This window comes from Pseudomonas ficuserectae, assembly GCF_024584585.1.
GTDB lineage: Bacteria > Pseudomonadota > Gammaproteobacteria > Pseudomonadales > Pseudomonadaceae > Aquipseudomonas > Aquipseudomonas amygdali.
On sequence record NZ_CP085684.1, the window covers coordinates 1,741,869 to 1,766,298 of the forward strand.

The following is a 24,430-nucleotide window of genomic DNA, read 5'->3' on the forward strand; positions in this document are numbered from 1 at the left end:
TCCCGTAGGCGTGACCGTGCACTCACTCAAGGTTCTGATTCTCGAAGACCATCCTTTCCAGCTGATGGCTCTGCACCAAATGCTCAACGCCAATCAGGTGTTCGATGTGCTGGCTGCCGAGAGCGTTGAGGTTGCCAGGCTTTCCCTGCAAAGCCGTGGTCCTGTCGACATTGCTATCTGTGACTTGCAGATGGACGGCCCCGACGGCCTTGAGCTGATCCGCTTTATGGCCGAAAACGGGTTGGCGAGGGCGCTGATCATTGTCAGCAGTTCAGCTGCCTGCGTGCTGGAAGGTGTTGCGCAGCTGGCGCTCAGCCAAGGTTTGGACGTGTTGGGGTATGTGCAAAAACCTGCTTCGGCCGCTGTACTCCATGACCTGCTTGAGGCGTACGGGCCAGGCCGTGCCGGGAGTGCACCACAGTCACCGGTAAAGCGTGCGTTCGGGGCACTGTCTGCCGTGGAGTTGTTTGATCCGAAAGACAATATGCCCATAGACGTTGCGTCTGTTGCCGAACAGTGGATTGCCTATTTTCAACCCAAGGTGAATCTGCAGGGCAAGTTGCTGGGTGTCGAGGCGCTGGTCCGCTGGCAGCACCCCACGCATGGCTTGCTGGCTCCCGGACGATTCATGGACGCCATCGAAGCTGAGGAACTGACCGTTGCGTTGACCTGGCGTATGCTGGATCAGGCCCTGCAGTTCTCTGCACAGTTCATGCGCGAGCAGGGCGAAGTACTCTCGGTTGCGGTCAATATCGACCCGCAAGTGCTGCAACAGGCGGATTTCGCCGGGCAGATCATGCAGGCGCTCACCCGTCACAGCGTGCCGGCAACTGCGCTGACCCTGGAGATTCTCGAACAGGATGCCGCCCGCCCGGAAACCTGGCAGATGGAGGGCCTGTTGAGGTTATGCATGCAGGGCTGCAAATTGTCTATCGATGACTTTGGGATGGGCGCTTCGAACATCGACAGGCTCCTGCAGTTGCCCTTCAGCGAGTTGAAGATACCGACCGAGTTTGTACGTGGCATGGCCGACGATGCGCGCAAGTCTGCAGTGGTGGCTGGAGCCATGCTCATGGCACAGCGGCTGTCCATGTCGGTAGTGGTGGAGGGGGTCGAAACGATTGACGACTTTCACAGCCTGCTTGCATTGGGCAACCCGGCCATTCAGGGTTATTTCATTGCGCGTCCGATGCCTTCATCAGAGTTGGTGCGCTGGGCCGCCGAGCGCGGGTCTCATCTGCAGGCCATGTTGACAGACGGCCGGCCTCAGGACATGCCGCTTTCCTGCAAATAAATGAACAGTGCCGCGTCGTTGGCCAGACCGAGCTTGCGCATGGCCGCGACTTTCTGTGCGCTGACAGTCTGTTTGCTGCGATTGAGCTGCGCAGCGATCTGGCCGACGGTATGACCCGCCGAGAGCAGGCGTAGCACCTCCAGCTCTCTTGGCGACAGCTTTTCTGCTGGCAACAGCGCGTCAGGGCCGTACTGACGGGCTTCCCTCAGCACCCTGCGCACGGAATCGGCGACAAAAAACTCACCGCGCTGCACGCCCCTGATGGCAGCTGGCAGTTCTCCGGCAAGACTGGCCTTGCTCAACAGGCCCCGCACGTTAAGGTCCAGCATGGACTGAAAAAGTCCGGCATTGCTCAGTGTTGTTACAACGATCACCGGCAATGCCGGAAAATCCCGGTGTATGCGCTGCAAAAGACGCAAGCCATCGTTCTGCAGTTCGACCGGCATCATGAAATCAGTCACCAGCACATCGCAGGGATGGCGCGCGAGTACCTGTAGCAGTTCATCCGGATTACAGGCCTCGGCGACAACGGTAGCCAGATTGTCCTGTTCCAGTACGACACGCAGGCCGATGAGAAAAATAGGGTGGTCATCAGCCACGATGACGCGCAACGGGCGATCAGTGGAATCGCTCAAGGTGTGGCTCCATCAAAAAGGCTGACTGGTATTACAGACCACAGGGTTGTTTAACGCAGTGATCAATAGCATAGGCACCTTGTAGGAGGCGTAGCGTAATTATGTTGAGTTTTCCTACAAGCCCACTTCCTGTCGCCATTGGCCTCCGGTTTTTTCCTTGTCACATTCAACAGGCATGCTCGAAATGACAGACCGGTGCTGTGATCAGGCGATAGAAAGAACTTTCTGCTGTCGCCGACGGTCATTGGTTAGCACCTTTGCATTCAAACTGTTGAGTGGTGATCCGGATGGAAAATATCAGCTTACTGCTAAGCGAAGCGCTGGCTCCTTATCAGGCCACTATTGGCCCGGCGGGTACTCGGGGCGAACGTCTGGTGACTCTTAAGGATAAAGCGGGCGTCTGTGTGATCGAGCGTACATTCGGCGCTGATCAACTGAGCGACAAACGTCAGCTCACCGATGTGGTAGACGGCCTGCGCCGGGATTTGATGGTCGCCGAAGGTCGAATCGAACCCTGCGTCATTGCCGCGATGCGTAATGCTGCAATCAGCCGAACGTTTATCGGCACTCCGTCTTTTGCTTAACAGTTGCTAAACAGTCGTCTGGCTTGCGTCAACAAGTTCGGAACCTGACGCGCTCGTTGCACTCCTATCCATTACGTCAGGTTTGATCATTGTGCTCCGGTGATCGAAGGTTGGCGTACTGACCATCATGGTCATGTTTACCCCGGGCAGGTCCCCCTCTGCCCGGGGTTTCTTTTAGGTGCTCAGTTCTTCTCGAACAGCGCTTTGACGTCTTCCAGGTAGCTTGCCTGTTGCTCGGGGTCCAGCCACTGCGCGTAAAAGCCCATCAGGCTGCTTTCGCGCAACGTACGCATCTCGCGGTTGATCTGTGCGAGGGCTTTTTTGCCTTCAGGTGAGTTGCTGCAACTGATATAGACGAATTGGTAGGCCGGGTTGCCCCTGATCGGCAAGAAGGTCAGTTCATCCGGCCTGATACCTTGTTGCATGGCCTGATAGCGCGCTTCCGGCCAGAAACTGATAAAGGCTTGCAGGCGCCCCAGGCGTTCCATTTGCAGAAGGCTGCCGGTGGCATCGTTACCGTAATGGAGCACCAGCGCATCTTCGTCGACACCTTGCAGCGTATGGTCAATCAGTTCGCCATAGCTGCGTTCGGCGACTATGCCCAATTTGATTGCCCGGCTGGCCATGAGCGCCGCGAAGTCGATTTTTCCGTCCTCGACATACGGCTCGAACGTCGACATGTCTTCCTTGCGTACAATCAGGCCGCTGCTGAATATGGCGCCGATCGGTATGGATAAGAGCAGGGTTCTGGCTCGCTCCTCAGTCCACAGCATGGTGGGATCACAACTCAGAGACGTGGCGTCGTTAAGCATCTGCAGGCCCCTGGCACGATTGACGCGCATCAGCACGTGATCGTATTCGGGCATTCGTGCAGTTAACAAAGGCATGAGCTGATCAATGGCACCTTGCCCGCGCATGACTCCGGAAAAAATCGTCGAAGGTGGTATGTCGCGCATCAGCCAGGTCAATGTCTCCCTTGCCTGGCTGGCGCATGACAGGGCAGCCAGCGACAGGGCGAGCATCAATCGAGCCGTTGTGCAGTACGAGGCAGGAAGGGACATTCGCTGGTTTCATCCTCGAAAAAGATTCAGCAAACTGGAGTAGAGTGGCAGCTCTTTGAGTGGCGCTGCGCCTGTGGCGTCACATTCAGGTGCTTCGGCAGTCCCTTGCCGGGATCCAGGTACTCGGAGCAGATCGTCTATAAAGCCAATCTGTATCAGAATTTTGTTTCAGGCTATCGATTTTTGTATAGCCCGCAAGCAGGAGCAATTGCATCCCCTGCGCGAGCAAGTTCGTTCACAGGCCCGGCATCGGTTAGACTTGCCGTCTTACCTCCAGACTCTAGAAGCCCGTTCATGGCCCAGCCGTCCACGACCTACAAATTCGAACTCAACCTCACCGACCTCGATCGCGGAGTGTATGAGAGCGTCAAACAGACCATTGCCCGCCATCCTTCGGAAACTGAAGAACGCATGACCGTGCGCCTGCTGGCCTATGCCTTCTGGTACAACGAACAATTGTCGTTCGGTCGCGGCCTGTCTGATGTGGACGAACCCGCACTGTGGGAAAAAAGCCTGGATGATCGGGTTCTGCACTGGATTGAAGTCGGACAGCCGGATGCCGACCGCCTGACCTGGTGCTCGCGTCGCACCGAACGCACCAGCCTGCTTGCCTACGGCAGCTTGCGCGTTTGGGAAGGCAAGGTCATCCCGGCGATCAAGAACCTGAAAAACGTCAATATTGCCGCCGTCCCGCAGGACGTGCTGGAAGTGCTGGCCAAGGATATGCCGCGGGTCATCAAGTGGGATGTGATGATCAGTGAAGGAACGGTGTTCGTCACCGGCGACCGTGGCCAGCATGAAGTCCAGTTGCAATGGCTTGCGGGCGAACGCGGCTGACAGCCGCCGGTTCCGATCGAAAAAACATTCATCGACACTGCAAAGAGAATCAGCTGACCCGCATGCGCATCGAACCCCGTCTATTGCCCGATACCTTGCCGTTTCTCGGCGACCTGCCGCCCTTGCTCACTCGTCTTTATGCTGCAAGGGGCGTGGCCTGCGAGGCCGAGCTGGACAAAAGCCTGGCGCGGTTGATCCCTTATCAGCAACTCAAGGGAATCGATGCTGCGGTAGATCTGCTGGTAACGGCGCTGCGCGAAGGCCAGCGCATGCTGATTGTCGGTGATTTCGATGCCGACGGTGCGACTGCCAGCACCGTGGGTGTTCTGGGGCTGCGCCTGCTGGGCGCGGCGCACGTCGATTATCTGGTGCCTAACCGTTTTGAGTACGGTTATGGCCTGACGCCGGAAATCGTCGAAGTGGCGTTGCAGCGCGAGCCTCAGCTATTGATCACCGTGGATAACGGCATTTCGAGCGTCGAGGGTGTGGCCGCTGCCAAGGCGGCAGGCTTGCAGGTACTGGTCACCGACCACCATTTGCCGGGTCACGAGCTTCCGGCGGCAGACGCCATCGTCAACCCCAACCAGCCAGGCTGTACCTTTCCCAGCAAATCGCTGGCCGGTGTCGGGGTTATTTTCTATGTGTTGATGGCCTTGCGTGCGCGTTTGCGTGACACCGGCTGGTTCGAAAGCAACCAGCGTGCCCAGCCCAACCTGGGTGAGCTTCTGGACCTGGTCGCGCTGGGCAGCGTGGCCGATGTCGTGCCGCTGGACGCCAACAACCGCATTCTGGTCCATCAAGGCCTGATGCGTATCCGTGCCGGGCGTGCCCGCCCGGGACTGCGCGCCATTCTGGAAGTCGCACGACGTGAACCTTCGCGCATCACCTCCACTGACCTGGGGTTCATTCTCGGACCACGCCTGAACGCGGCTGGGCGCCTGGACGATATGAGCCTGGGCATTGAATGCCTGCTCTGCGACGACCCGACACTGGCGCGAGAAATGGCCGTGCAACTGGACGAATTGAACCAGGATCGCAAATCCATTGAGCAGGGCATGCAGCGTGAAGCGCTCGCGCAGCTCAAGGACCTGCCGCTGGAGTCCATGCCGTTCGGCCTGTGCCTGTTCGATGCCGAATGGCATCAGGGTGTCATCGGTATCCTGGCCTCGCGCCTCAAGGAGCGCTACCACCGACCTACCATCGCGTTCGCCAGTGCCGGGGAGGGCGTGCTCAAAGGCTCGGCTCGCTCGGTGCCGGGGGTTCACATTCGCGATGCGCTGGACGCTGTGGCGGCCAGTCATCCGCATCTGATCAGCAAGTTCGGCGGCCACGCCATGGCGGCAGGTCTCTCGCTGCCTGAAGAGAACTTCCCGGCGTTTGCCGAAGCGTTCGATCTGGAAGTGCGTCGTCAGCTCGACGAGCAGGACCTGACCGGACGTCTGCTGTCTGACGGTTCGCTGGCCGTCGAGGAATTCCATCTGGAACTGGCCCGCGCACTGCGCAACGCCGGTCCCTGGGGACAGCACTTCCCCGAGCCCTTGTTCCACGGCGTATTCCAGCTTGTTGAACAGCGGGTGGTGGGCGAGCGTCACTTGAAGATGGTGCTCAAGACCGAGTGCGGCAGCGTCAAGCTCGATGGCATTGCGTTCGGCGTCGACCGCGACATCTGGCCCAACCCCAACATTCGCTGGGTCGAACTGGCCTACAAACTGGACCTCAACGAGTTTCGTGGCAACGAAACCGTGCAGTTGATGGTGGTGCACATCGCGCCACGCTGACAATCAGCAGGAACCCCTCTCGCTACCGGGTTGTCGACAACAGACTGTCTGCAAAACCTGTTCATTGAATGAACGGGGTCTGGACACCTGATTTTTCATTACGAGAGGTTGCCATGAGCCTGCTGCTTGAACCCTACACCCTGCGCCAATTGACCCTTCGCAACCGTATCGCAGTCTCGCCGATGTGCCAGTATTCCAGTGTCGACGGCCTGGCCAACGACTGGCATCTGGTTCATCTGGGAAGCCGAGCAGTTGGCGGCGCCGGCCTGGTCATCACTGAAGCGATGGCTGTGACGCCGGACGGCCGCATAACCCCCGAAGACCTGGGGCTGTGGAATGATGAACAGATCGAGCCGCTGCAACGCATTACCCGCTTTATCAATGCTCAGGGTGCGGTGGCTGGCATCCAGCTGGCGCACGCCGGTCGCAAGGCCAGCACCTGGCGCCCGTGGCTTGGCAAGCACGGCAGCATTTCCCTCAATGAAGGCGGCTGGACTCCGGTCGGGCCTTCGGCAATTGCTTTTGATCCGCAGCACACGGCGCCTGTGCAACTGAGCGAAACGCAGATTCAGGAACTGATCAAGGCGTTTGTCGATTCCGCACGGCGCGCCCTGACCGCAGGCTTCAAGGTGGTAGAAATTCACGCGGCCCACGGTTATCTGCTGCACCAGTTCCTGTCGCCATTGAGCAACCAGCGCACTGACCAATACGGTGGTTCATTCGAGAACCGCATTCGCCTGACGCTGCAAGTCACCGAAGCGGTGCGCGCAGTGTGGCCTGAAGAGCTGCCGTTGTTCGTTCGCGTGTCCGCCACCGACTGGGTGGAAGACGGCTGGAACGCCGATGAAACGGTAGAGTTGGCGCGCCGTCTGAAGGCGCTGGGTACCGACCTGATCGATGTGTCGTCGGGCGGCACGTCAGCCAACGCAGAAATTCCGGTTGGCCCCGGCTACCAGACGCGTTTTGCCGAACGGGTTCGCAAAGAGTCCGAAATCGCTACAGGGACGGTAGGCATGATTACTGATCCGGCCCAGGCAGAGCATATTCTGCGTACCGGGCAGGCCGATATCATCCTGCTTGCGCGTGAGTTGCTGCGTGATCCGTACTGGCCGCTGCGTGCCGATGAAGACCTGGGCGGGCGTCTGGCGACCTGGCCCGCGCAGTACCAACGCGCCACACATCGGGATCAGCCGATTCATGAATCTGATCTGCGGGATTGATGCCCGTTCGGTTTACGAAAGGAAGCAGCAAATAAGTGAGCGCCGCAGGGCGCTCATTTTTATTCGCCTTCAAGCAGTTCGGTGACGCGTCCGATCAGTTCGGCTATGGCAAAAGGCTTGGGCAGTACATGCATGCCAGGTTCAAGCGTATCGTGGGCCAGCGCCGCATTTTCAGCATAGCCGGTCACAAACAGTATTTTCAGGTCGGGCCGAACATCCCGGGCGGCGTCTGCGACCTGACGACCGTTCATGCCGCCTGGCAGACCGACGTCGGTAATCAACAGGTCGATAGCCGCTTTGGACTGCAGAATGGTCAGAGCATCGGCACCTCGCTCGGCCTGCAAAATGGTATAGCCAAGGTCTTCAAGCAACTCGGCAATCAGATGGCGCACAGCGGGCTCGTCATCAACGACCAGAATGGTTTCATCGCTGATGCCAGGTGCGGGTACTTGTAGAGGGCTGTCCTCAAGTGCCACCGCTTCAGGCTCACCTTCATGCATCGGCAGCAGGATGCAGACTTTCGAGCCCTCTCCAACGTTTGAGGTGATGTTGACGCCGCCTCCGGACTGCCGTGCAAAGCCGTAAATCATCGACAGCCCCAAGCCCGTCCCCATGCCTAACGGTTTGGTGGTGAAGAACGGATCGAAGGCCCGTGCCATGACATCTTTGTCCATGCCCGTGCCTGTATCGCTGACGCATAACTCCACGTAACGACCTGCGGGCAACTGATACCTCGCCGCTGCGGCTGCATTCAGATGACGGTTGCCGGTCTGAATCAGCAGCTGCCCGCCGTCGGGCATGGCGTCCTTGGCGTTGATACATAAATTGAGCAGCGAGTTTTCCAACTGATGCGGGTCCACCAGGGTCGACCACAGCCCTCGTGAAGCAATGACCTGCATATCGATGGCAGGACCCACGGTACGCCGGATCAGTTCATCCATGCCCGCCACCAGAAGGTCGATATCCGTCGCCTTGGGGGCCAGTGTCTGACGGCGCGAGAATGCCAGCAGGCGGTGCGTCAGAGAGGCTGCGCGTCTTGAGCCCTCCAGTGCTGCATTGATATAGCGATCCAGCGCCGTGAAGCGCTCCTGTCTGATCCTCGACAGGAGCAACTCCATGTTGCCGGTCACGCCCATCAGCAGGTTGTTGAAGTCATGTGCCAAACCGCCGGTCAACTGCCCGACCGCTTCCATTTTCTGCGCTTGAATCAGTGCTTCTTCGGCAATACGCAATGCTTCGATGCGATCTTTCTCATGGGTCAGGTGCTTGCCCAGCGCAAAAATGATTCCATTGCCTGGCGCAGCGGTCCAGCCGAACCATTGATAGGTCCCGTCCACATGCCGGTAGCGATTCTCGAACAGCGGCAAAACATGATTGATAGTGTGTTTCAGGGCATCCTCGGTATTACGCACATCATCGGGATGCAGCAGGCTCATGATCGAACTGCCCAGCAGCTCTTGTTCAGTGTGGCCCAGCAGCACTGTCCAGGCCGGGTTCACCCGCAGGAAAATGCCGTTGAAATCGAGTATCGCCAGCGGATCCGGGGAAATCTCCCAGAATGTATCCAGCTCCAGGGTCCGCTGTGCCAGCCTGGCGGTCTGCCGCCGTTCCAGATTTACCAGATCCTCGATCAGTTTCAGGCGTTCGCGCTCACTGTCCTGCAACGCTTGCTGACTGAGGACATGCTCGGTGGTTTCGTTGGTGATGCAAAACATGCCAACGATCATCCCTCGCTCGTCGATAACCGGCGAGAAGGAGAATGACCACCATGTCTGCTCGACCTCACCATAGCGCGCCATGCTCAGCGGCATGTCCTTGTAATGGCAGGGCTTGCCGGCGTATGCATCAATGACCAGTGGCGCGACCTGATCCCACACGTCAGCCCAGAGGTCCGGAATAAGTGCGCCGATGGCGTTATCCTTACGCGGGCCGAGGATGGGGGTATAAGCATCATTATGGAAAAACACCAGCTCCGGTCCCCAGAGCAGATACATCGATTCCGGCGAATTCAGAATCAGATTCAGGGTGTTTTTCAGCGATACCGGCCAATGCTCGATGGGGCCGAGTGGTGTCTGGCTCCAGTCCTTTGATCGGATAATCCCGGCAGCCGTGCCGTTAGCTGTCGGGAAACCAGTGGGCGATATCACTTCAGGCAAGCTCCTGACGGTATGCGTCTTGCGTTCATATGGGTGTACTTAAGGTTGATCGATCTGGACGAGCAGTCTTTTTAACTGCTTTTCGTACCGGCTGCCCTGATATTGACCGCTTATCAGAGCCGCGCGTTGCACGTGTTTCGCTGATATCGGGAATGATTGGATGAATGGGGCTGGCCGGGAATCGTAACATTCGGAAGCACACCGGTAATCTTGAGTCAGTGACTTCCTGTCAACTTGTTGGTCAATGACTCATCTGACAAACCTTGTAGGAGGCTTTCTGTGAATACGCGTGGCTTACTCGATCAGTTGCTCAAATCCGGACAAAGCATGTTGCAGAACAAGGCTAACGGCAAATCCGCCAAGCAGTCTTCGGGCAGCGACTCATTGATCAATGGTCTGGGCAGTCTGCTCGGCGGCGGTAAAGGCCAAGGGACTTCTCAGAGCGGTCTTGGCGGTCTGCTGTCCGGCGCCGGTGGCGGTGCGCTGGCTGCAGGTGCCATGAGCCTTCTGCGCGGCAAACGCTCGCGCGGCATGGGCGGTAAGGTGCTGACTTACGGAGGCTTGGCGGCATTGGGCGTACTGGCCTATAAGGCCTATAACAACTGGCAGTCCAGTCAGGGCCTCGTCGGTCAGCGTGAGCCGCAAACCATTGATCGCTTGCCCGAGGCTGAAGCCGAGCAGCACAGCCAGGCTATCCTGCGTGCATTGGTCGCCGCTGCAAAAGCCGATGGTCATGTGGATGAGCGTGAGCGAGAACTGATCGAGGGCGAGTTCAGCAAATTGAACAGCGATCAGGCGCTTCAGCAATGGCTTCAGGCCGAGCTGAACAAACCGCTGGACCCGGTAGAAGTGGCACGCGCCGCGACCACGCCTGAAATGGCGGCGGAAATGTATATCGCCAGTGTCATGCTGGTGGATGAAGAGCACTTCATGGAGCGCGCCTATCTCGATGAGCTGGCGCGCCAGTTGAAACTGGAGCCCGGTCTCAAGTCCGGACTGGAAGCACAGGTGCGGGGCGCCGAGTAAGCTGCCACGTCCGCTGCCGGGCCGCCTGGCGCACTTTGCGTCAGGCGGCCCATGCCATCAATGATGCTCCAGCCCCTCGGCGTTGGTCAGCTCCCTTATCAGCACTGTTTGCTGTGCCTTGAAGCTGGCTTCAAACTCCCGAATGCGTCTTTCGTATTCTGGATTGTCCAGGCTGATGTTGCGCTGTTCGAATTCGTCGGTGAGCCGGGTCAGGTCAGTCCTGTAAAGATGTTCGAGTTCATCGAACCGTCCAGCATGGGTTTCGCGCAGATAGTTGATCCAGTAATCCTGCTGCTCGGCGAAGCGCAGGAATGGTTCGCCTTGTTCTCCGGACTGCACGCGAAGCAGGGCTGTCTCGAACTCACCCGGCCTGATGGCGGCGTGGGCCTGATACAACATGCCTTCCGGTGGTACGGGCAGGTCCAGCGCGCTTGCCCAGTGTATGCGATACGCCAGACGAACTTCAGCTTCATCGCGGCCCCCGGTCTGCTCTCGGGCAGCAGCATCCAGTTCGGACAGGCGATAAAGCCGGGTTGTCAGCCTGTACAGCAGTGCACCTCGCTGCTCCGGCACAACATCTTGCAGTGACTGACGAATGAACACCATCACCTCCATCTGGTTGAACTCCAGCAGGATGCCGTCCGGGCAGGTGTTGTTGTCACGGAACAGCCTGAGTGGTTCTTCGGCGATAGCACTCAGGGTCGTTCCCAGTTGAGGGGCCTGACTCACCGCGCCGAGTACTCGCCAGACGCGCTCCTGCAGTGCTGCCCGGCTGGCGGTATTGCGATAGTCGGCACTGTGGCGCAGCGAACCGATCAGGTCCAATAGCCTTCGGTTGTAGTCGCTGGCCTCCAGTTGCTCCCAGAGCGCACGCCGCGTGGCGCTGAGCGGGTTGCTGTCGTCCAGCCAGGGTTCGGCAGTCACTGGCTCTGGAGTCGATGCCCGACTGTCTTCTGACTCGTAGTCTGATATCGATGAGTCCGAATCATGCTGCTCCGTCCAGTCCATCGCTGCGAGTTCGGGTGGCAGGTCCATGTCAAAGGTGAAAGAGCGTCCATAACGTTCTGAAAAATGTGCTCGACGCATGCTGTCTTCGGAAAGCGGGTTGTTCAGCAAGCTTATTTCCGTGTGCGCAGATTCGCTGCCGGGATTGGCCAGAATATGCTCCGGCAAGTCAGTAATCAGATTGCCCTCCAGCAGGAGCGTCCCCAGATGTGCTGGAATCATGTCATCCACCCAGGTCGGCCATTCGGTTAATCCGACGTTATTGAGTGATAGCCAGTTGAGCGCGGTATTGTTAAGGGCAGACAGATCGCTGATCGCACCCATCCGGTTGCCATCCAGTTCCAGCCTTGCAAGCGTTGGAATACGGCTGAAGAAATCGATGTGCTTTTGCTCGATCACCATTCCCTGGTCAATCAGCAATAGCGAACGAAGTGATGGAAGCTCAAGCAGCGCCGGAGGCAGTTGCAGCAGCGGTGCGACATGCCCGTTCATTACCAGTGAGCTCAGATCAGTCATACGGCGCAGCAGCTGGTCCAGATCAGATCCCGTGGCCGTGACTCTGCTCAGGTGCAGATAGCGTATCTGACGATAGAAAAACTCCGGCAGTTGGCGGGGAAAGTCGGCCAGCGAAAGGTTTTCCAGGCGCAGTGGACGGTGGATTTGCCCCAGGCTGAACGCTCGCCAGTGATCAGTCAGTATCCTGCCGATCTCGCGGCGGGCTTCGATGGTCCGTTCACTCGTAATGGCCAGCGAATTTGAGGCATGTGTCCACTGATCAAGCGCGGCAGATAATTCGGCACCTTCGCGCAATTGCATGTTTATAGCGGCTTGCACAGCGAGCGGCGTGTCCATCAGGAAGCGAAACGAACAGTCGGGTACAGCCTCATTGATGCGTGCGTGCATCACCGTATGCCTGGACAGGCTGTTGCCGCGCAAAACGATCAGGGTCTGATGCTCGGGGTTGAGGGGATTGTCGAGGATCCAGTCCGGCAGTTCGGTCAGGTTGTTATGAGCCACCGACAGCTCACGAATATTGTTCGGGATTATGTCCGTCAGCCAGGAAGGCCAGCGGTGCATGCCGACTCGTTCCAGTATCAACCGGTCAAGATGCAGCCAGCCAAGGTCCATAGGCAGCAAGCTGACCAGCCGGTTGCCGCTGAGGTTCAGCGACCTGAGATCAGGCATATCGCGCAAGTGGTCCATCTGCGCCTGATCCAGAAAAATGCTCTGGTTTATCAGTCCCAGTTCAGTAAGTTGCGGCAGCACACTGGACACTTGCTGGGGCAGGTTGAGGAAGGCCGATATCTGCGGATCCGCACCGGCGCCGGGTTCGCCGACCAGAATGAGTGAGCGTGTGTGGGGGAAGCGTTGCAGAAAGTGTCCAAGTTCGAAGCTGTTGGTCAACTGTCTGGGCAGATCCGTGGCTACCGGTGTTGAAAGCTCCGCGCCCGGGCGCACTCGGGGCTCGATCGAGATATTCTCCAGATAGAGTCCGCTCACCCGCGCGTATACAAAATCTGGCAGGTGTCGTGGGAAGTCAGTCAGGGATACCTGCTGCAGATACAGTGGCTCAAGCGTTCGTCCGATTTCAGGCAGGTTATTGATGCGCCAGTGGTTCCAGATCGCCTCGCTGATACGCGCCCGGCTATCGATATGCGCCTGACTCATGGGGGGCATTGCCACGACTTCAAAGGTCCAGGCGTCAAGACTTTCCCGCAGCATCATTTGCTCGCCCAGCAGGCTGTTGAGTCGTTCATCGATAGCCCGATTATCCCTGCCTGTGTGGCGCAGGCGGCTGAGAATGTCTTCGGGGAACGCGTCTTCCAGTTCCAGCAAACGGATCTTGTCCAGCAGACTTTCATCGGTCATATGCCAGTCGGTTCTGCCGTTACCGCTCAAGGGATAACCAAGGCGCCCATCGGCCAGACGCATGGGGGACTTGGAGCCGGGTTTGAGCGCCTGCATTTTCAGCAGTGGCGCGAGAGTCTGGCGAGGCAGAGGGTTTTCCTGAATCAGAGCCTCCAGCGCCTGCCCCTGGCCGGTATGGGCAAAACCCAATTGGCTGCGCTCGGCATCGGGCAGGGCGTGAAGTACGGATGAATACAGATCGTCCAGCCCGTGCAGGTGCTGATCTTCAGCGTCACGTGTCTCATAACGATTGCCATCTTTGATCAGCACCTTGCGAACGGGAGCCTCCTGAGCCCCGATACTGTCGAGCAGTTGGCCGCCAAAGAAGCGATTGTGCACCTCCAGCCTGACCTGAGAAGGCCATTGCGCAAGGGCTTCAAGGCTGTGCAGGGCAAGGCAATCGGTATCTGCGCTGGATACCGAGGTCAGGTAAAGGCCCTCATAGGCTCGTGCCAGCCGTACTTGCTGCAAATAGGCACTGGCTTCTTCGGCCATGCGTAAGGGTACGCGGCGCTCTGTAGTGAGTTGTATCCGCTCTGCTGGCGAGGCGTGGCTGGCCAATTCCTCGACAACCAGCGGCGGCAGGCCGGAAAACGCCTGCTGGAGGGTTTGCGCGCCGTCCGTATCAGCGACTTTCAGGGCGCGGTAACGTGATTCGAACAACCAGGCTCTGGTTGTCCGGGCACGCGCCACCAATTGTGCGCGTAAAGCGATCAGCCGCGGTGCGATGCCCGGCTGACCCGCACCGAACTCTTCGTTGAGCAGAGTCCGGATTTCGATGTTGTTCAGTTTTTCCAGGACTTGGCGCAGGGCATCTGGCTGATCGGCACGAATATGGATGTCGAGGGGGGCGGCAGCGCCAGACTGCTGCGCCGCGACGAATTTCTGGAGCGTATTGCCTTGGGCATCCACCAGCACCAGCGCGCGATTGTTCGGCCAGCCAGAGTCTTGGCTCAGCAGTTCAAGTTGAAGAGGCGCTGCTGCGTCTGCATCGTTGGCTTCCATCTGCTCTATGAAACGATCAATTTCCTGGTCCAGCCTGAAGCGACGCGTTGTGTCTTCGAGCAATGCGGGTGGGCGGCGCTGCTCGGCCAGTGCCTGGCGCATCACGGATTCAGGTGTGTTGCTGACTTTTATGATGCGTCTGGCTGCGCTGTCGGGGAACGCTTCGCTGGAATATCCCAGCCGTCGGAACAGCGTCAGGCCTTCCATCTCCAGCGGGCGATCAAGCTCATGCAACCAGGCCCCAGCACCGTTGTGGCGCAAGGCGGGCTGGTAGCTGTCCGGACGGCTCGGGTGCTCCATCAAATAACCATCGCCGGTCGGGGCAGGGCTCACCGAATAGGTGCGTCCTTCAAGTGGCAGCCACTGCTTGCCTTGCCATGTATACAGGCCTGTGGCGTTGGGCAGCAGACCCTTTGGCAGCACGATGTCATGGCTAAAGGGTGTCAGGTCCGGTTTCCAGAGACGAGTCATTCCACTCGGTAATTCCACGGGTTTGAGGCCGTTTACGAACTCGGGCACCTGTATAGCAGGTATGCCTGCTGAGCCCGTCGCCGCAGCGCCAAGGGCCGACATCAGCGCAATATTCTCCACCACGTCGAACAGGTAGGCGAGCGCCTGCTGTTTTTCATCCTTGGCCCAGCTTTCTATGCCCTCATAGACTTCATGGGCCAACTGAATGGCTGTGACGGCCATCATCACTTCGCCCAATACCGGAACGACAAAAGCGGCGATGTTCAAGACGTCGAAGGCTTTGTCCTTAAAGTACTGCACACGCTCGCCGACAGTTTTCTGGTCCTGCGCCGCCGTTGGCACGCCATGAAACAGCGCATTGTCCTTCAACGCTGCACGTTTGCGATCGTACAGGGCCTCCGGCAAGGGGCCTTGCAGAGGAGTCTCTCTCAGGTCCAGCCGGGCGTTTCGGTCCGCTTCACGTTCCAGCCACTGGCGCTCGAAGAACCCCCCTTTCTTGACTTTGGGGTGCAGACGCTCGGACAGCTTTTCAAACAGGGCGCTTCGATGGCGCGCCGGTATGAAACGCATGAAAAAATTCAGATATCCATCGATGAACATCCGGTCGCGCAACGAGTTTATAAACGCCTCGACCGAGGCGTATTCCTTCAATGGCGCAACCGGATCGTCTGGAATGTAGACGACAATTTTTTCTGCCTGAGTTGCCATGTCGCGGTCTTTGCCAATAACGAACGGGCCGTCAAGTTCGACATCCCCCAGGCACAGCACGCTGCAGTTGACCGGCCTGTTATCAAGCCGGACGTTTTGCTTGCCGTCGAGAATATCCAGTAACGCGCCCTGCAATGGCGGGCTGACAAGTTCCTGCAGGGAGGCAATCTGCAGTTGAAGCCGGATGGACGATGACTGAAGTTTCAGGAAGTCCTTGCGCAGCCTGGATGCCGCAGCGTCCGCCGTTTCTTCGGGTGTCGAAGGTGCATTGAAGACGGACTCCAGGTGGGTCTGGTATTTACCGCCCAGGTCCAGCTCGCGGCACATCGCTGCGAACCCGGTCGCAGATATCGGCAAGGACTGGCCGGCGATCTGTTGACCGGTGATTTCAAAGGCGGAAAACACCTGAGTCTCTATGCCCGAATCCATCGCGCCAGGCGCGGTTTCCCACTTTTCGAAATTCTGCAGCGCAGCCTTGAGCAGGCTCTGACAGGCGGCCCTCAAGGCAATGTTGGCTTGAGTTATGGGGTCTCGGGATGCCGCCAGGAACGACTGGTCGACCTTGGCCCGGCTGGCGTGAAACAGCCAGGTCCGGGCGACGTCCACGTCCAGACCGAAGCGGTCCTTGATCGCCGCCGTCAGAAGAGGGGTCGCGAAGTCTTCCAGTGTCGAGAGGCGATCAAGCGTCGGACGAACCTTTTGTTCATTCTGGCGATGCTCGGCATAGAGCTGCTGAAGTTTATCGACTTGCTCCAGGCTGGACGTGCGCGCGCTCGTCAGCCATTGCAAGGGGCGTCCGGAGGTTTTGCGCAGAGTTGCATGGGTTGACGGTTCTGCGTCAAGCAGCCATCGGGGGGATTTATCTTTTATAAGTTGCACATGCGGGGCGGCAGGTGCCTTGCCCGGCGAAGTTTGGTCCAGCATTGAAGTGCCTTGTCGTGAGTGAGCAGGCGACAAAGCTTACGTTTGAGGTCAGGCCGGCAAGTGCTAACTATTTATCGGCTGCACAGGTTCCTGACGTGTTGTGTTCAAGTAGTGGTGGCAGGTGCCGACAAGAAGGCAGGAAAGCGGGTTAATGAGCAGGTGCGATGATTTGGTTTTTCATTCCCCGTGTACCCGTTGACGGCTGGGCTATACTCACGCCGCTTGGACCGCTCGTCGGTCCGCTTCTTGAACACGGCCCGATGCCGTCGTTGAACTCTTGAGGGCTGACTGTGAAGAACTGGACCTTGCGCCAACGGATTCTGGCGAGTTTCGCCGTCATCATCGCAATCATGCTGTTGATGGTCGTTGTATCTTATTCACGGCTGTTGTCCATCGAGTCCAGTGAGGAAGAGGTCCGTCTCGATGCGCTGCCTGGCGTCTACTACAGCACTCTGGTGCGTAGCGCGTGGGGGGAAAGTTATATCCGTACGCTGGAGCTGATTGCCGAAGGCGAAGCGCGTGCGATGACCAAGCAGGAAAAAGACCAGTTTCAGGCTTTTGACGAGAACCTGCAGGCGCAGATGGACGGCTACAAAAAGTCCATTTTCGATAACGCAGACCGCGACAGTTTTGCGCTTTTTGAAAAACGCCGCGAGGCCTACTCGCGCATGCTTGCCGAGGTCCACGCCAAGTATGATCGCGGCGATTATGCCGGTGCGCGCGCCGAGTTCTATGGCGAGGTCAACCCGGTCTGGCTCACGGGCCGCAAGCAGCTCAACGACCTGATTGTCGCCAACAAGCAGTTGGCTGATCAGGCTACCGCCAATATCGTCAATGCCGTGCTGGCTGCCAAGATCAGCATGATCCTGTCGCTGCTGGTGGCAGTGCTGGCGGCTGCGGCCTGCGGGCTGCTGCTGATGCGTTCGATCATGGCACCGATGCAACTGATCGTGCGGATTCTGGACATCATGCGTACCGGAGATCTGAGCACCCGCCTGAACCTGTCCCGCAAGGACGAGTTCAATGCGGTCGAAACCGGCTTCAACGACATGATGACCGAGCTGACTGCGCTGGTTGCGCAGGCCCAGCGTTCTTCGGTGCAGGTAACGACTTCTGTCACTGAAATCGCTGCGACTTCCCGCCAGCAGCAGGCCACCGCTACCGAGACCGCGGCAACCACCACCGAGATCGGCGCGACCTCGCGGGAAATTGCTGCCACTTCGCGCGACCTGGTGCGAACCATGACCGAAGTCACCTCGGCAGCAGATCAGGCGTCGATTCTCGCCGGTTCCGGCCAGCAGGGGCTGGCACGCATGGAAGACACCATGCATCAGGTAATGGGCGCTGCCAACCTGGTCAACGCCAAGCTGGCGATCCTCAACGAGAAGGCCGGCAACATCAATCAGGTCGTCGTTACCATCGTCAAGGTGGCCGACCAGACCAACCTGCTGTCGCTTAACGCAGCCATCGAGGCCGAGAAGGCGGGTGAGTACGGCCGTGGTTTCGCGGTGGTCGCCACCGAAGTGCGGCGCCTCGCCGACCAGACCGCTGTCGCCACCTATGACATTGAACAAATGGTGCGGGAAATCCAGTCGGCGGTTTCCGCAGGCGTTATGGGCATGGACAAGTTTTCCGAAGAAGTGCGCCGTGGCATGTTCGAGGTCACTCAGGTCGGCGAGCAGTTGTCGCAGATCATTCAGCAGGTACAGGCGTTGGCGCCCCGTGTGCTGATGGTCAATGAAGGTATGCAGGCTCAGGCTACCGGTGCCGAACAGATCAATCAGGCGCTGGTGCAACTGGCGGATGCCAGCAGCCAGACCGTCGAGTCTCTGCGTCAAGCCAGTTTCGCCATCGACGAGTTGAGTCAGGTCGCGGTCGGGCTGCGCGGTGGCGTTTCGCGATTCAAGGTCTGAACACTCCAATGACGGATCAATCGCCGAGGCGCAACGGCACGCCACTGACCACCAGCAAACTCTTTCTGCTGTTTTGCATCGGCGAAGACCGCTATGCACTGGACGCGACAGAGATTGCCGAGATCCTGCCTCGCGTGAAACTCAAGGCAATTGCCCAGGCTCCGCACTGGGTGGCGGGGATCTTTGCCCATCGCGGCGAGATCGTGCCGGTGATTGACATCAGTGCACTGAACTCCGGTCAGCCAGCGCGCTTGCGCACCAGCACCCGCATGGTTCTGGTGCATTATCGGCACGACGACGCGCACCCGGCGCAATTACTCGGGCTGATTCTGGAGCAGGCCACCGAAACGCTGCGTTGCCCGGTGTCACAGTTCAAGGCGTACGGGCTGGACAATCGCCTGTCACCTTACCTGGGGCCGGTTCGCGAGGATGAGCAGGGGCTGCTGCAATGGATTCACGTTCAGGAACTGTTGAGCGAGCCGGTTCGCGAGTTGTTGTACCCGGTGCCGCCAATCGACCTTGAACTGCTTGAGGATGCGCCATGAAGGCCGACGATTCACGCTTCTTCAGCTTTCTCAAGGAGCGTATCGGGCTGGATGTGACCTCGGTCGGCGAGGCGATCATCGAGCGTGCCTTGCGTCAGCGTGCGACGGCCGCCCATTGCCCCGACAGTGATACGTACTGGCATCTTCTGGTGTCATCGCCTCAAGAACAGCAGGCGCTGATCGAGGCGGTGATCGTTCCCGAAACCTGGTTTTTTCGCTACCCGGAATCGTTCGTCACACTGGGCATGCTGGCCCGTGAACGTATAGCGAGCCTTGCAGGTGTGCGCCCGTTGCGTATTCTCAGCCTGCCGTGCTCGACCGGCGAGGAACCCTATTCGATTGCCATGGCGTTATTCGATGCGGGAGTCGATGCCAGGCAGTTCAAGGTCGATGCCATTGATATCAGCCCTGTTTCGATTGCCAAGGCCGAGCACGGTATCTATGGCAAGAACTCGTTCCGGGGCAGCGACACCGGTTTTCGCGAGCGGTATTTCAACCCGGTCGCTGACGGGTTTGAAATCGCCGACAGTGTGCGCGCCTGTGTGAGTTTTCAGGCTGGCAACCTGCTCGATCCGAAACTGGCTTCGCAGGTCGCCTATGACATCGTTTTCTGCCGCAATCTGGTGATCTATTTTGATCGGCAGACCCAGCAACATGTGTTCAAGGTCCTCAAGCAACTGACCCGGGAAGACGGCCTGCTGTTCATCGGGCCGGCGGAGGGCAACCTGCTGGCAAGTATTGGCATGCGCTCTATCGGTATTGCGCAATCATTTGTCTTCCGGCATGCGCCAATCGAACCGACGGCTCCGGCCCCTGCTTGGACCCCGGCTCCGGTAGCCGCCCCGGTTGCACCGCGCCCGGCCCCCGATGCACCTGCCAGAGCGCCTGCGCCACGACCTGTCGCACGAACGTCCGCAGCATTTGCGCCCATCGTCAAGCCGGTTGCTGTCACTGGCAATAGCGAGGTTTCGGCGCTGCTCGACAGGATTGCCGGCCTGGCCAACGAAGGCAAAAGTGCCGAGGCACGGGCTGCCTGCGAGCGCTATCTGCAACAGCATGAGCCGGTTGCACAGGTGTTTTACTGGCTGGGCCTGCTCAGCGAAGTAGAAGGCAGCGTGGCGCAGGCTCAGGGTTTCTATCGCAAGGCGTTGTACCTGCAACCGCAGCACTCCGAATCGCTGGCCCAACTGGCTGCGTTGCTGGCCGCCCAGGGCGACAGTGCCGGGGCCCGGCGCTTGCAGGACCGTGCTGCACGTGGCGCGAATAAACAAGGAAACCATTGATGACGGGTGTGTCCGGTTTTTCCAGTCTTACCCATGACCAAGCCCTGGATATCGATGACTGCTGGAACCGTATCGGTATTCACGGTGATCGTTCCTGCCCGTTGCTTGAAGAGCACATCCACTGTCGCAACTGCGCGGTTTATTCTGCGGCGGCCACTCGTCTGCTGGACCGCTACGCGCTGGCCCAGGAATCGCATGAGCAGTTTCAGGGCTCTGTATTGCTACGCGACATACAGACCCGCTCCATCCTGGTATTTCGTCTTGGCGAAGAGTGGCTGGGGCTGGCTTCCCGCTGCCTCTCGGAGGTCGCCCCCAGCCAGACCATCCATTCGCTGCCGCACCAGCGCTCGCGTGCGATGCTGGGTGTCGCCAACGTACGGGGTGCTCTGGTAGCGTGCATATCGCTGGTCGAGCTGCTAGGGCTGGACAGCAATGCAGCGAGTGACCAGTCGGCGCGGGTGGTTCCGCGCATGTTGATCGTTGCCGCTGAAGGCGGCCCGGTCGTGGTACCGGTGGACGAGGTTGACGGCATTCACGCCATTGACGAGCGTGAGCTGGAAGCCGCTTCTGCGTCCGGTACTCATGCCAACGCCCGTTTTACTCGCGGCGTTCTGCAATGGAAAGGCCGAAGCCTGCGTTGGCTGGACGAAGAAGAGTTGTTGTCGGCGGTGCACCGGAGCCTTACATGACGCCAGATCAAATGCGTGACGCCTCACTGTTTGAACTGTTCACGCTGGAAGCCGATGCGCAGACCCAGGTATTGAGTGCGGGCCTGCTGGCGCTTGAGCGTAACCCGACCCAGGCGGATCAGCTGGAAGCCTGCATGCGGGCGGCACATTCGCTCAAGGGCGCGGCGCGCATTGTCGGCGTCGATTTCGGTGTGAGCGTTGCGCATGTGATGGAAGACTGTCTGGTCAGCGCGCAAGAAGGCCGTCTATTGCTGCAGGCCGAGCACATTGATGCGCTGCTGTCCGGCACTGACCTGTTGATGCGTATCGCTACGCCAGGCGGTAATAGCGTTGGTCAGCCCGATATCGACAATTATGTTGAAAGGCTCAACGCGCTGCTGGCCTCCGGTGCTGGCGCAGCGCGCACGGTCAATACGCCGCTGCCTGACCCGGCTTCGGACGCATTGCTGGCCAGCGCGATGCAGCAGCTTGAGTCTTCAGCCCAAGGGGCTGAGCCAGTAATCAACCCTGCCCCTGATCCACTGACAGCACAGCCGCGTCCGCCATCCAGGTCCGCCGCCAAGCCGGCTCCGGCTCCGGAACCGGAAGCACCTTTTACCCCCTTGCGTGAACGTCGAGTGGCCGAGGGCGGCGAGCGTGTATTGCGGGTCACTGCCGAGCGTTTGAACGGGCTGCTGGACATGTCCAGCAAATCACTGGTCGAGACCCAGCGACTCAAGCCGCTGCTGGCCGGTATGCAGCGCCTCAAACGCTTGCAAAGCAGCAGCGACCGCGCGCTTGAAGTATTGGGTGCGAGCTTTGGCGAAGAAGGCCCCCCGGCTGATGTGCAAAAAGCCCTGGAAGATGCACGCAACCTGCTGTCCCAGGCGCAACAGGTGCTGGTCCAGCAAACCGCAGAGCTGGATGAGTTTGGCTGGCAGTCGGCGCAGCGCGCGCAGCTGCTGTATGACACCGCACTGGCCTGCCGCATGCGGCCCTTCGCCGATGTGCTGAACGGTCAGGCGCGCATGGTCCGCGATTTGGGGCGTGAGTTGGGTAAACAGGTCCGCTTGCAGATCGAAGGGGAGAAGACCCAGGTCGACCGCGATGTACTGGAAAAGCTTGATGCGCCGTTGACTCACCTGCTGCGCAACGCGGTGGACCACGGCATCGAGTCGCCCGAAAAACGCGCGGCGTCGGGCAAGGACCCTGAAGGTCTGATTCGTCTGCAGGCATCGCATCAGGCTGGTTTGCTGGTCGTTGAGTTGAGTGACGACGGTGGCGGCGTATACCTGGAGCGTTTGCGCCAGAGCATTGTTGAACGCAAGCTTTCGCCAGCAGAAACCGCCGCGCAGTTGAGCGAAGAGGAACTGCTGAGTTTTCTGTTTCTGCCGGGTTTCAGCATGCGCGACAAGGTCACGCAGATTTCCGGTCGTGGTGTCGGGCTTGATGCTGTGCAGCATATGGTTCGCCAGATGCACGGCAGTGTCGAGCTGCAGCAGTGGACGGGCGAGGGCAGTCGCTTCAGGATTGAATTGCCGCTGACGCTTTCAGTAGTGCGTAGCCTGGTGGTGGAAGTGGGCGGAGAAGCCTATGCCTTCCCTCTGGCCCATATCGAGCGCATGCGCGACTTGCAGCCGGATGATATTTTGCAACTGGAAGGGCGTCAGCACTTCTGGGATGAAGAGCGCCATGTCGGTCTGGTCTCGGCCAGTCAGTTATTGAATCGGCCGCCCGCCCAGAATGCCGGCGAAGCGCTCAAGGTTGTGATTATTCGCGAGCGTGATGCAGTTTATGGCGTAGCCGTCGAACGCTTCATCGGTGAGCGTACGCTGGTGGTGATGCCGCTCGATGCGCGGCTGGGCAAGGTTCAGGATGTTTCGGCAGGGGCCTTGCTCGATGACGGTTCTGTGGTGTTGATCGTTGATGTAGAAGACATGCTGCGCTCGGTGGAAAAACTCCTGAATACCGGACGCCTTGAGCGTATTGACCGGCGCAACCGTCAGGTCGACCATGTATCGCGCAAACGGGTTCTCGTGGTCGATGACTCTTTGACTGTTCGCGAGCTGGAACGCAAGCTGCTGGTCGGTCGCGGTTACGAAGTGTCGGTCGCCGTGGACGGGATGGACGGCTGGAATGCCCTGCGTGCCGGGGACTTCGACCTGCTCATCACCGACATCGATATGCCGCGCATGGACGGTATAGAACTGGTGACGTTGCTGCGCCGTGATACCCGTTTGCAGTCATTGCCGGTCATGGTTGTTTCCTACAAGGATCGTGAAGAAGACCGACGCCGCGGCCTGGACGCCGGAGCGGATTACTACCTGGCCAAAGCCAGTTTCCACGATGATGCCTTGCTCGACGCTGTTGTCGAATTGATAGGAGACGCGCAAGGATGAAGATTGCCATCGTCAACGACATGCCCATGGCCATCGAAGCCCTGCGTCGCGCGCTGGCCTTCGAGCCCGCGCACCAGATCATATGGGTGGCGTCCAATGGTGCCGACGCCGTGCAGCGCTGCGTCGAGCAGACCCCGGACCTGATCCTGATGGACCTGATCATGCCGGTGATGGATGGCGTAGAGGCCACCCGTCGGATCATGGCCGAAACACCCTGCGCTATTGTCATCGTGACCGTCGACCGCGAGCAGAACATGCGTCGCGTATTCGAAGCGATGGGGCATGGTGCGCTGGATGTGGTGGATACGCCTGCCATCGGCGGTCCTAACCCCAAAGAGGCGGCGGCACCTCTGCTGCGCAAGATACTCAATATTGACTGGCTGATCGGTCAGCGTGTCGGCCGCGAGCATGTGGTGGCTGCGCCGAGATCGGAGCCGGCGAGACGCGACAGGCTCGTTGCCATCGGCTCCTCGGCGGGCGGGCCCGCGGCGCTGGAGATTCTCCTGAAGGGGCTTCCGGTGAGCTTTCCGGCAGCCATCGTCCTTGTGCAGCATGTTGATCAGGTATTCGCGGCCGGTATGGCAGAGTGGTTGAGTTCCGCTTCCGGCCTGCCCGTGCGGTTGGCAACGGAAGGCGAAACGCCGCAGCCAGGGGTGGTGCTGCTGGCCGGAACCAATCATCATATTCGTTTGCTCAAGGACGGTACGCTGGCGTATACCGCAGAGCCTGTGAATGAAGTCTACAGGCCCTCGATCGATGTGTTTTTCGAGAGCGTAACCCGTTATTGGAGTGGTGAGGCAGTCGGCGTTCTACTGACCGGCATGGGGCGCGATGGTGCGCAGGGACTCAAGGCAATGCGGGAGCGAGGTTTTCTGACCATCGCTCAGGATCAGGCCAGTTCTGCTGTGTATGGCATGCCCAAAGCGGCTGCAGCCATTGATGCTGCTGTTGAGATACGTCCGCTGCCCGCCATTGCCCCTCGCTTGGTCGAGGTATTTACTCAATGACTG

General features: G+C 59.0%; 16 protein-coding genes. 12 read left to right on the forward strand and 4 right to left on the reverse strand.

Going from position 1 to position 24,430, the window contains the following annotated elements; all coding sequences use genetic code 11:
* Positions 1-16 precede the first annotated feature (16 nt).
* Entirely contained in the window at positions 17-1,294 is a 1,278-nt protein-coding gene (locus LJU29_RS07710; protein WP_094185956.1) for an EAL domain-containing response regulator, read from the forward strand.
* Here the strand turns inward: LJU29_RS07710 and LJU29_RS07715 are convergent.
* Positions 1,267-1,929: a response regulator gene (locus tag LJU29_RS07715; protein WP_005743385.1), complete on the reverse strand. Its 663-nt coding sequence runs from the start codon at positions 1,927-1,929 to the stop codon at positions 1,267-1,269. The genes LJU29_RS07710 and LJU29_RS07715 overlap by 28 nt on opposite strands.
* A gap of 287 nt (positions 1,930-2,216) precedes the next feature.
* Here LJU29_RS07715 and LJU29_RS07720 point away from each other — a divergent pair, with 287 nt between their 5' ends.
* Complete coding sequence (locus LJU29_RS07720; protein WP_004656356.1) at positions 2,217-2,513, forward strand: DUF3509 domain-containing protein; 297 nt, start codon at positions 2,217-2,219, stop codon at positions 2,511-2,513.
* Between the two features lie 182 nt (positions 2,514-2,695).
* Here the strand turns inward: LJU29_RS07720 and LJU29_RS07725 are convergent, their stop codons facing one another.
* Positions 2,696-3,535 (reverse strand): TIGR02285 family protein, encoded by an 840-nt coding sequence (locus LJU29_RS07725; protein ID WP_183137902.1) that lies wholly within the window; start codon positions 3,533-3,535, stop codon positions 2,696-2,698.
* Between the two features lie 333 nt (positions 3,536-3,868).
* On the opposite strand from LJU29_RS07725, the gene LJU29_RS07730 reads away from it, so the two are divergent.
* The 3 genes from LJU29_RS07730 (at position 3,869) to LJU29_RS07740 (ending at position 7,409) form a co-directional block, all read left to right on the forward strand.
* Positions 3,869-4,411, forward strand: coding sequence for a YaeQ family protein (locus tag LJU29_RS07730; protein WP_257111987.1), 543 nt, complete (start codon positions 3,869-3,871; stop codon positions 4,409-4,411).
* A 62-nt stretch (positions 4,412-4,473) separates the two neighbouring features.
* Positions 4,474-6,189, forward strand: a complete 1,716-nt coding sequence (gene recJ / locus LJU29_RS07735; protein WP_257111989.1) for a single-stranded-DNA-specific exonuclease RecJ — start codon at positions 4,474-4,476, stop codon at positions 6,187-6,189.
* A 113-nt stretch (positions 6,190-6,302) separates the two neighbouring features.
* A complete protein-coding gene (locus LJU29_RS07740; RefSeq protein WP_004656368.1) occupies positions 6,303-7,409 on the forward strand; it encodes an NADH:flavin oxidoreductase/NADH oxidase in 1,107 nt (368 codons plus the stop codon).
* A gap of 59 nt (positions 7,410-7,468) precedes the next feature.
* Here LJU29_RS07740 and LJU29_RS07745 read toward each other — a convergent pair whose 3' ends face one another.
* Entirely contained in the window at positions 7,469-9,556 is a 2,088-nt protein-coding gene (locus LJU29_RS07745) for a hybrid sensor histidine kinase/response regulator (protein WP_257111990.1), read from the reverse strand.
* A 288-nt stretch (positions 9,557-9,844) separates the two neighbouring features.
* Here LJU29_RS07745 and LJU29_RS07750 point away from each other — a divergent pair, with 288 nt between their 5' ends.
* A complete protein-coding gene (locus tag LJU29_RS07750) occupies positions 9,845-10,591 on the forward strand; it encodes a tellurite resistance TerB family protein (protein ID WP_257111991.1) in 747 nt (248 codons plus the stop codon).
* A gap of 57 nt (positions 10,592-10,648) precedes the next feature.
* On the opposite strand, the gene LJU29_RS07755 is transcribed toward LJU29_RS07750, so the two are convergent.
* On the reverse strand, positions 10,649-16,612 hold the full coding sequence (locus tag LJU29_RS07755) for an NEL domain-containing protein (RefSeq protein WP_257111992.1): 5,964 nt from the start codon (positions 16,610-16,612) through the stop codon (positions 10,649-10,651).
* A gap of 290 nt (positions 16,613-16,902) precedes the next feature.
* On the opposite strand from LJU29_RS07755, the gene LJU29_RS07760 reads away from it, so the two are divergent.
* Genes LJU29_RS07760 through LJU29_RS07785 form a run of 6 tightly spaced genes read left to right on the forward strand, consistent with a single transcriptional unit; the run spans position 16,903 to position 24,427 of the window.
* Entirely contained in the window at positions 16,903-18,525 is a 1,623-nt protein-coding gene (locus LJU29_RS07760) for a methyl-accepting chemotaxis protein (protein WP_004657990.1), read from the forward strand.
* An 8-nt stretch (positions 18,526-18,533) separates the two neighbouring features.
* Complete coding sequence (locus LJU29_RS07765) at positions 18,534-19,070, forward strand: chemotaxis protein CheW (protein WP_002554767.1); 537 nt, start codon at positions 18,534-18,536, stop codon at positions 19,068-19,070.
* Positions 19,067-20,353, forward strand: a complete 1,287-nt coding sequence (locus tag LJU29_RS07770; protein WP_054996433.1) for a CheR family methyltransferase — start codon at positions 19,067-19,069, stop codon at positions 20,351-20,353. Before LJU29_RS07765 ends, LJU29_RS07770 begins: the two co-directional genes overlap by 4 nt.
* On the forward strand, positions 20,353-21,042 hold the full coding sequence (locus LJU29_RS07775) for a chemotaxis protein CheW (protein ID WP_002554765.1): 690 nt from the start codon (positions 20,353-20,355) through the stop codon (positions 21,040-21,042). Before LJU29_RS07770 ends, LJU29_RS07775 begins: the two co-directional genes overlap by 1 nt.
* On the forward strand, positions 21,039-23,420 hold the full coding sequence (locus LJU29_RS07780) for a hybrid sensor histidine kinase/response regulator (protein ID WP_257111994.1): 2,382 nt from the start codon (positions 21,039-21,041) through the stop codon (positions 23,418-23,420). The genes LJU29_RS07775 and LJU29_RS07780 overlap by 4 nt, the downstream gene beginning before the upstream one ends.
* A complete protein-coding gene (locus LJU29_RS07785) occupies positions 23,417-24,427 on the forward strand; it encodes a chemotaxis response regulator protein-glutamate methylesterase (RefSeq protein ID WP_005732486.1) in 1,011 nt (336 codons plus the stop codon). The genes LJU29_RS07780 and LJU29_RS07785 overlap by 4 nt, the downstream gene beginning before the upstream one ends.
* Positions 24,428-24,430 lie beyond the last annotated feature (3 nt).

What these genes read in the sequence shown, in the direction of transcription:
- LJU29_RS07720 (WP_004656356.1), top strand. Translation starts at nt 2,217, where the DNA reads ATGGAAAATATCAGCTTACTGCTAAGCGAAGCGCTGGCTCCTTATCAG.
- LJU29_RS07725 (WP_183137902.1), bottom strand. Translation starts at nt 3,535, where the DNA reads ATGCTCGCCCTGTCGCTGGCTGCCCTGTCATGCGCCAGCCAGGCAAGG.
- LJU29_RS07730 (WP_257111987.1), top strand. Translation starts at nt 3,869, where the DNA reads ATGGCCCAGCCGTCCACGACCTACAAATTCGAACTCAACCTCACCGAC.
- recJ (WP_257111989.1), top strand. Translation starts at nt 4,474, where the DNA reads ATGCGCATCGAACCCCGTCTATTGCCCGATACCTTGCCGTTTCTCGGC.
- LJU29_RS07740 (WP_004656368.1), top strand. Translation starts at nt 6,303, where the DNA reads ATGAGCCTGCTGCTTGAACCCTACACCCTGCGCCAATTGACCCTTCGC.
- LJU29_RS07755 (WP_257111992.1), bottom strand. Translation starts at nt 16,612, where the DNA reads ATGCTGGACCAAACTTCGCCGGGCAAGGCACCTGCCGCCCCGCATGTG.
- LJU29_RS07765 (WP_002554767.1), top strand. Translation starts at nt 18,534, where the DNA reads ATGACGGATCAATCGCCGAGGCGCAACGGCACGCCACTGACCACCAGC.
- LJU29_RS07770 (WP_054996433.1), top strand. Translation starts at nt 19,067, where the DNA reads ATGAAGGCCGACGATTCACGCTTCTTCAGCTTTCTCAAGGAGCGTATC.
- LJU29_RS07775 (WP_002554765.1), top strand. Translation starts at nt 20,353, where the DNA reads ATGACGGGTGTGTCCGGTTTTTCCAGTCTTACCCATGACCAAGCCCTG.
- LJU29_RS07780 (WP_257111994.1), top strand. Translation starts at nt 21,039, where the DNA reads ATGACGCCAGATCAAATGCGTGACGCCTCACTGTTTGAACTGTTCACG.
- LJU29_RS07785 (WP_005732486.1), top strand. Translation starts at nt 23,417, where the DNA reads ATGAAGATTGCCATCGTCAACGACATGCCCATGGCCATCGAAGCCCTG.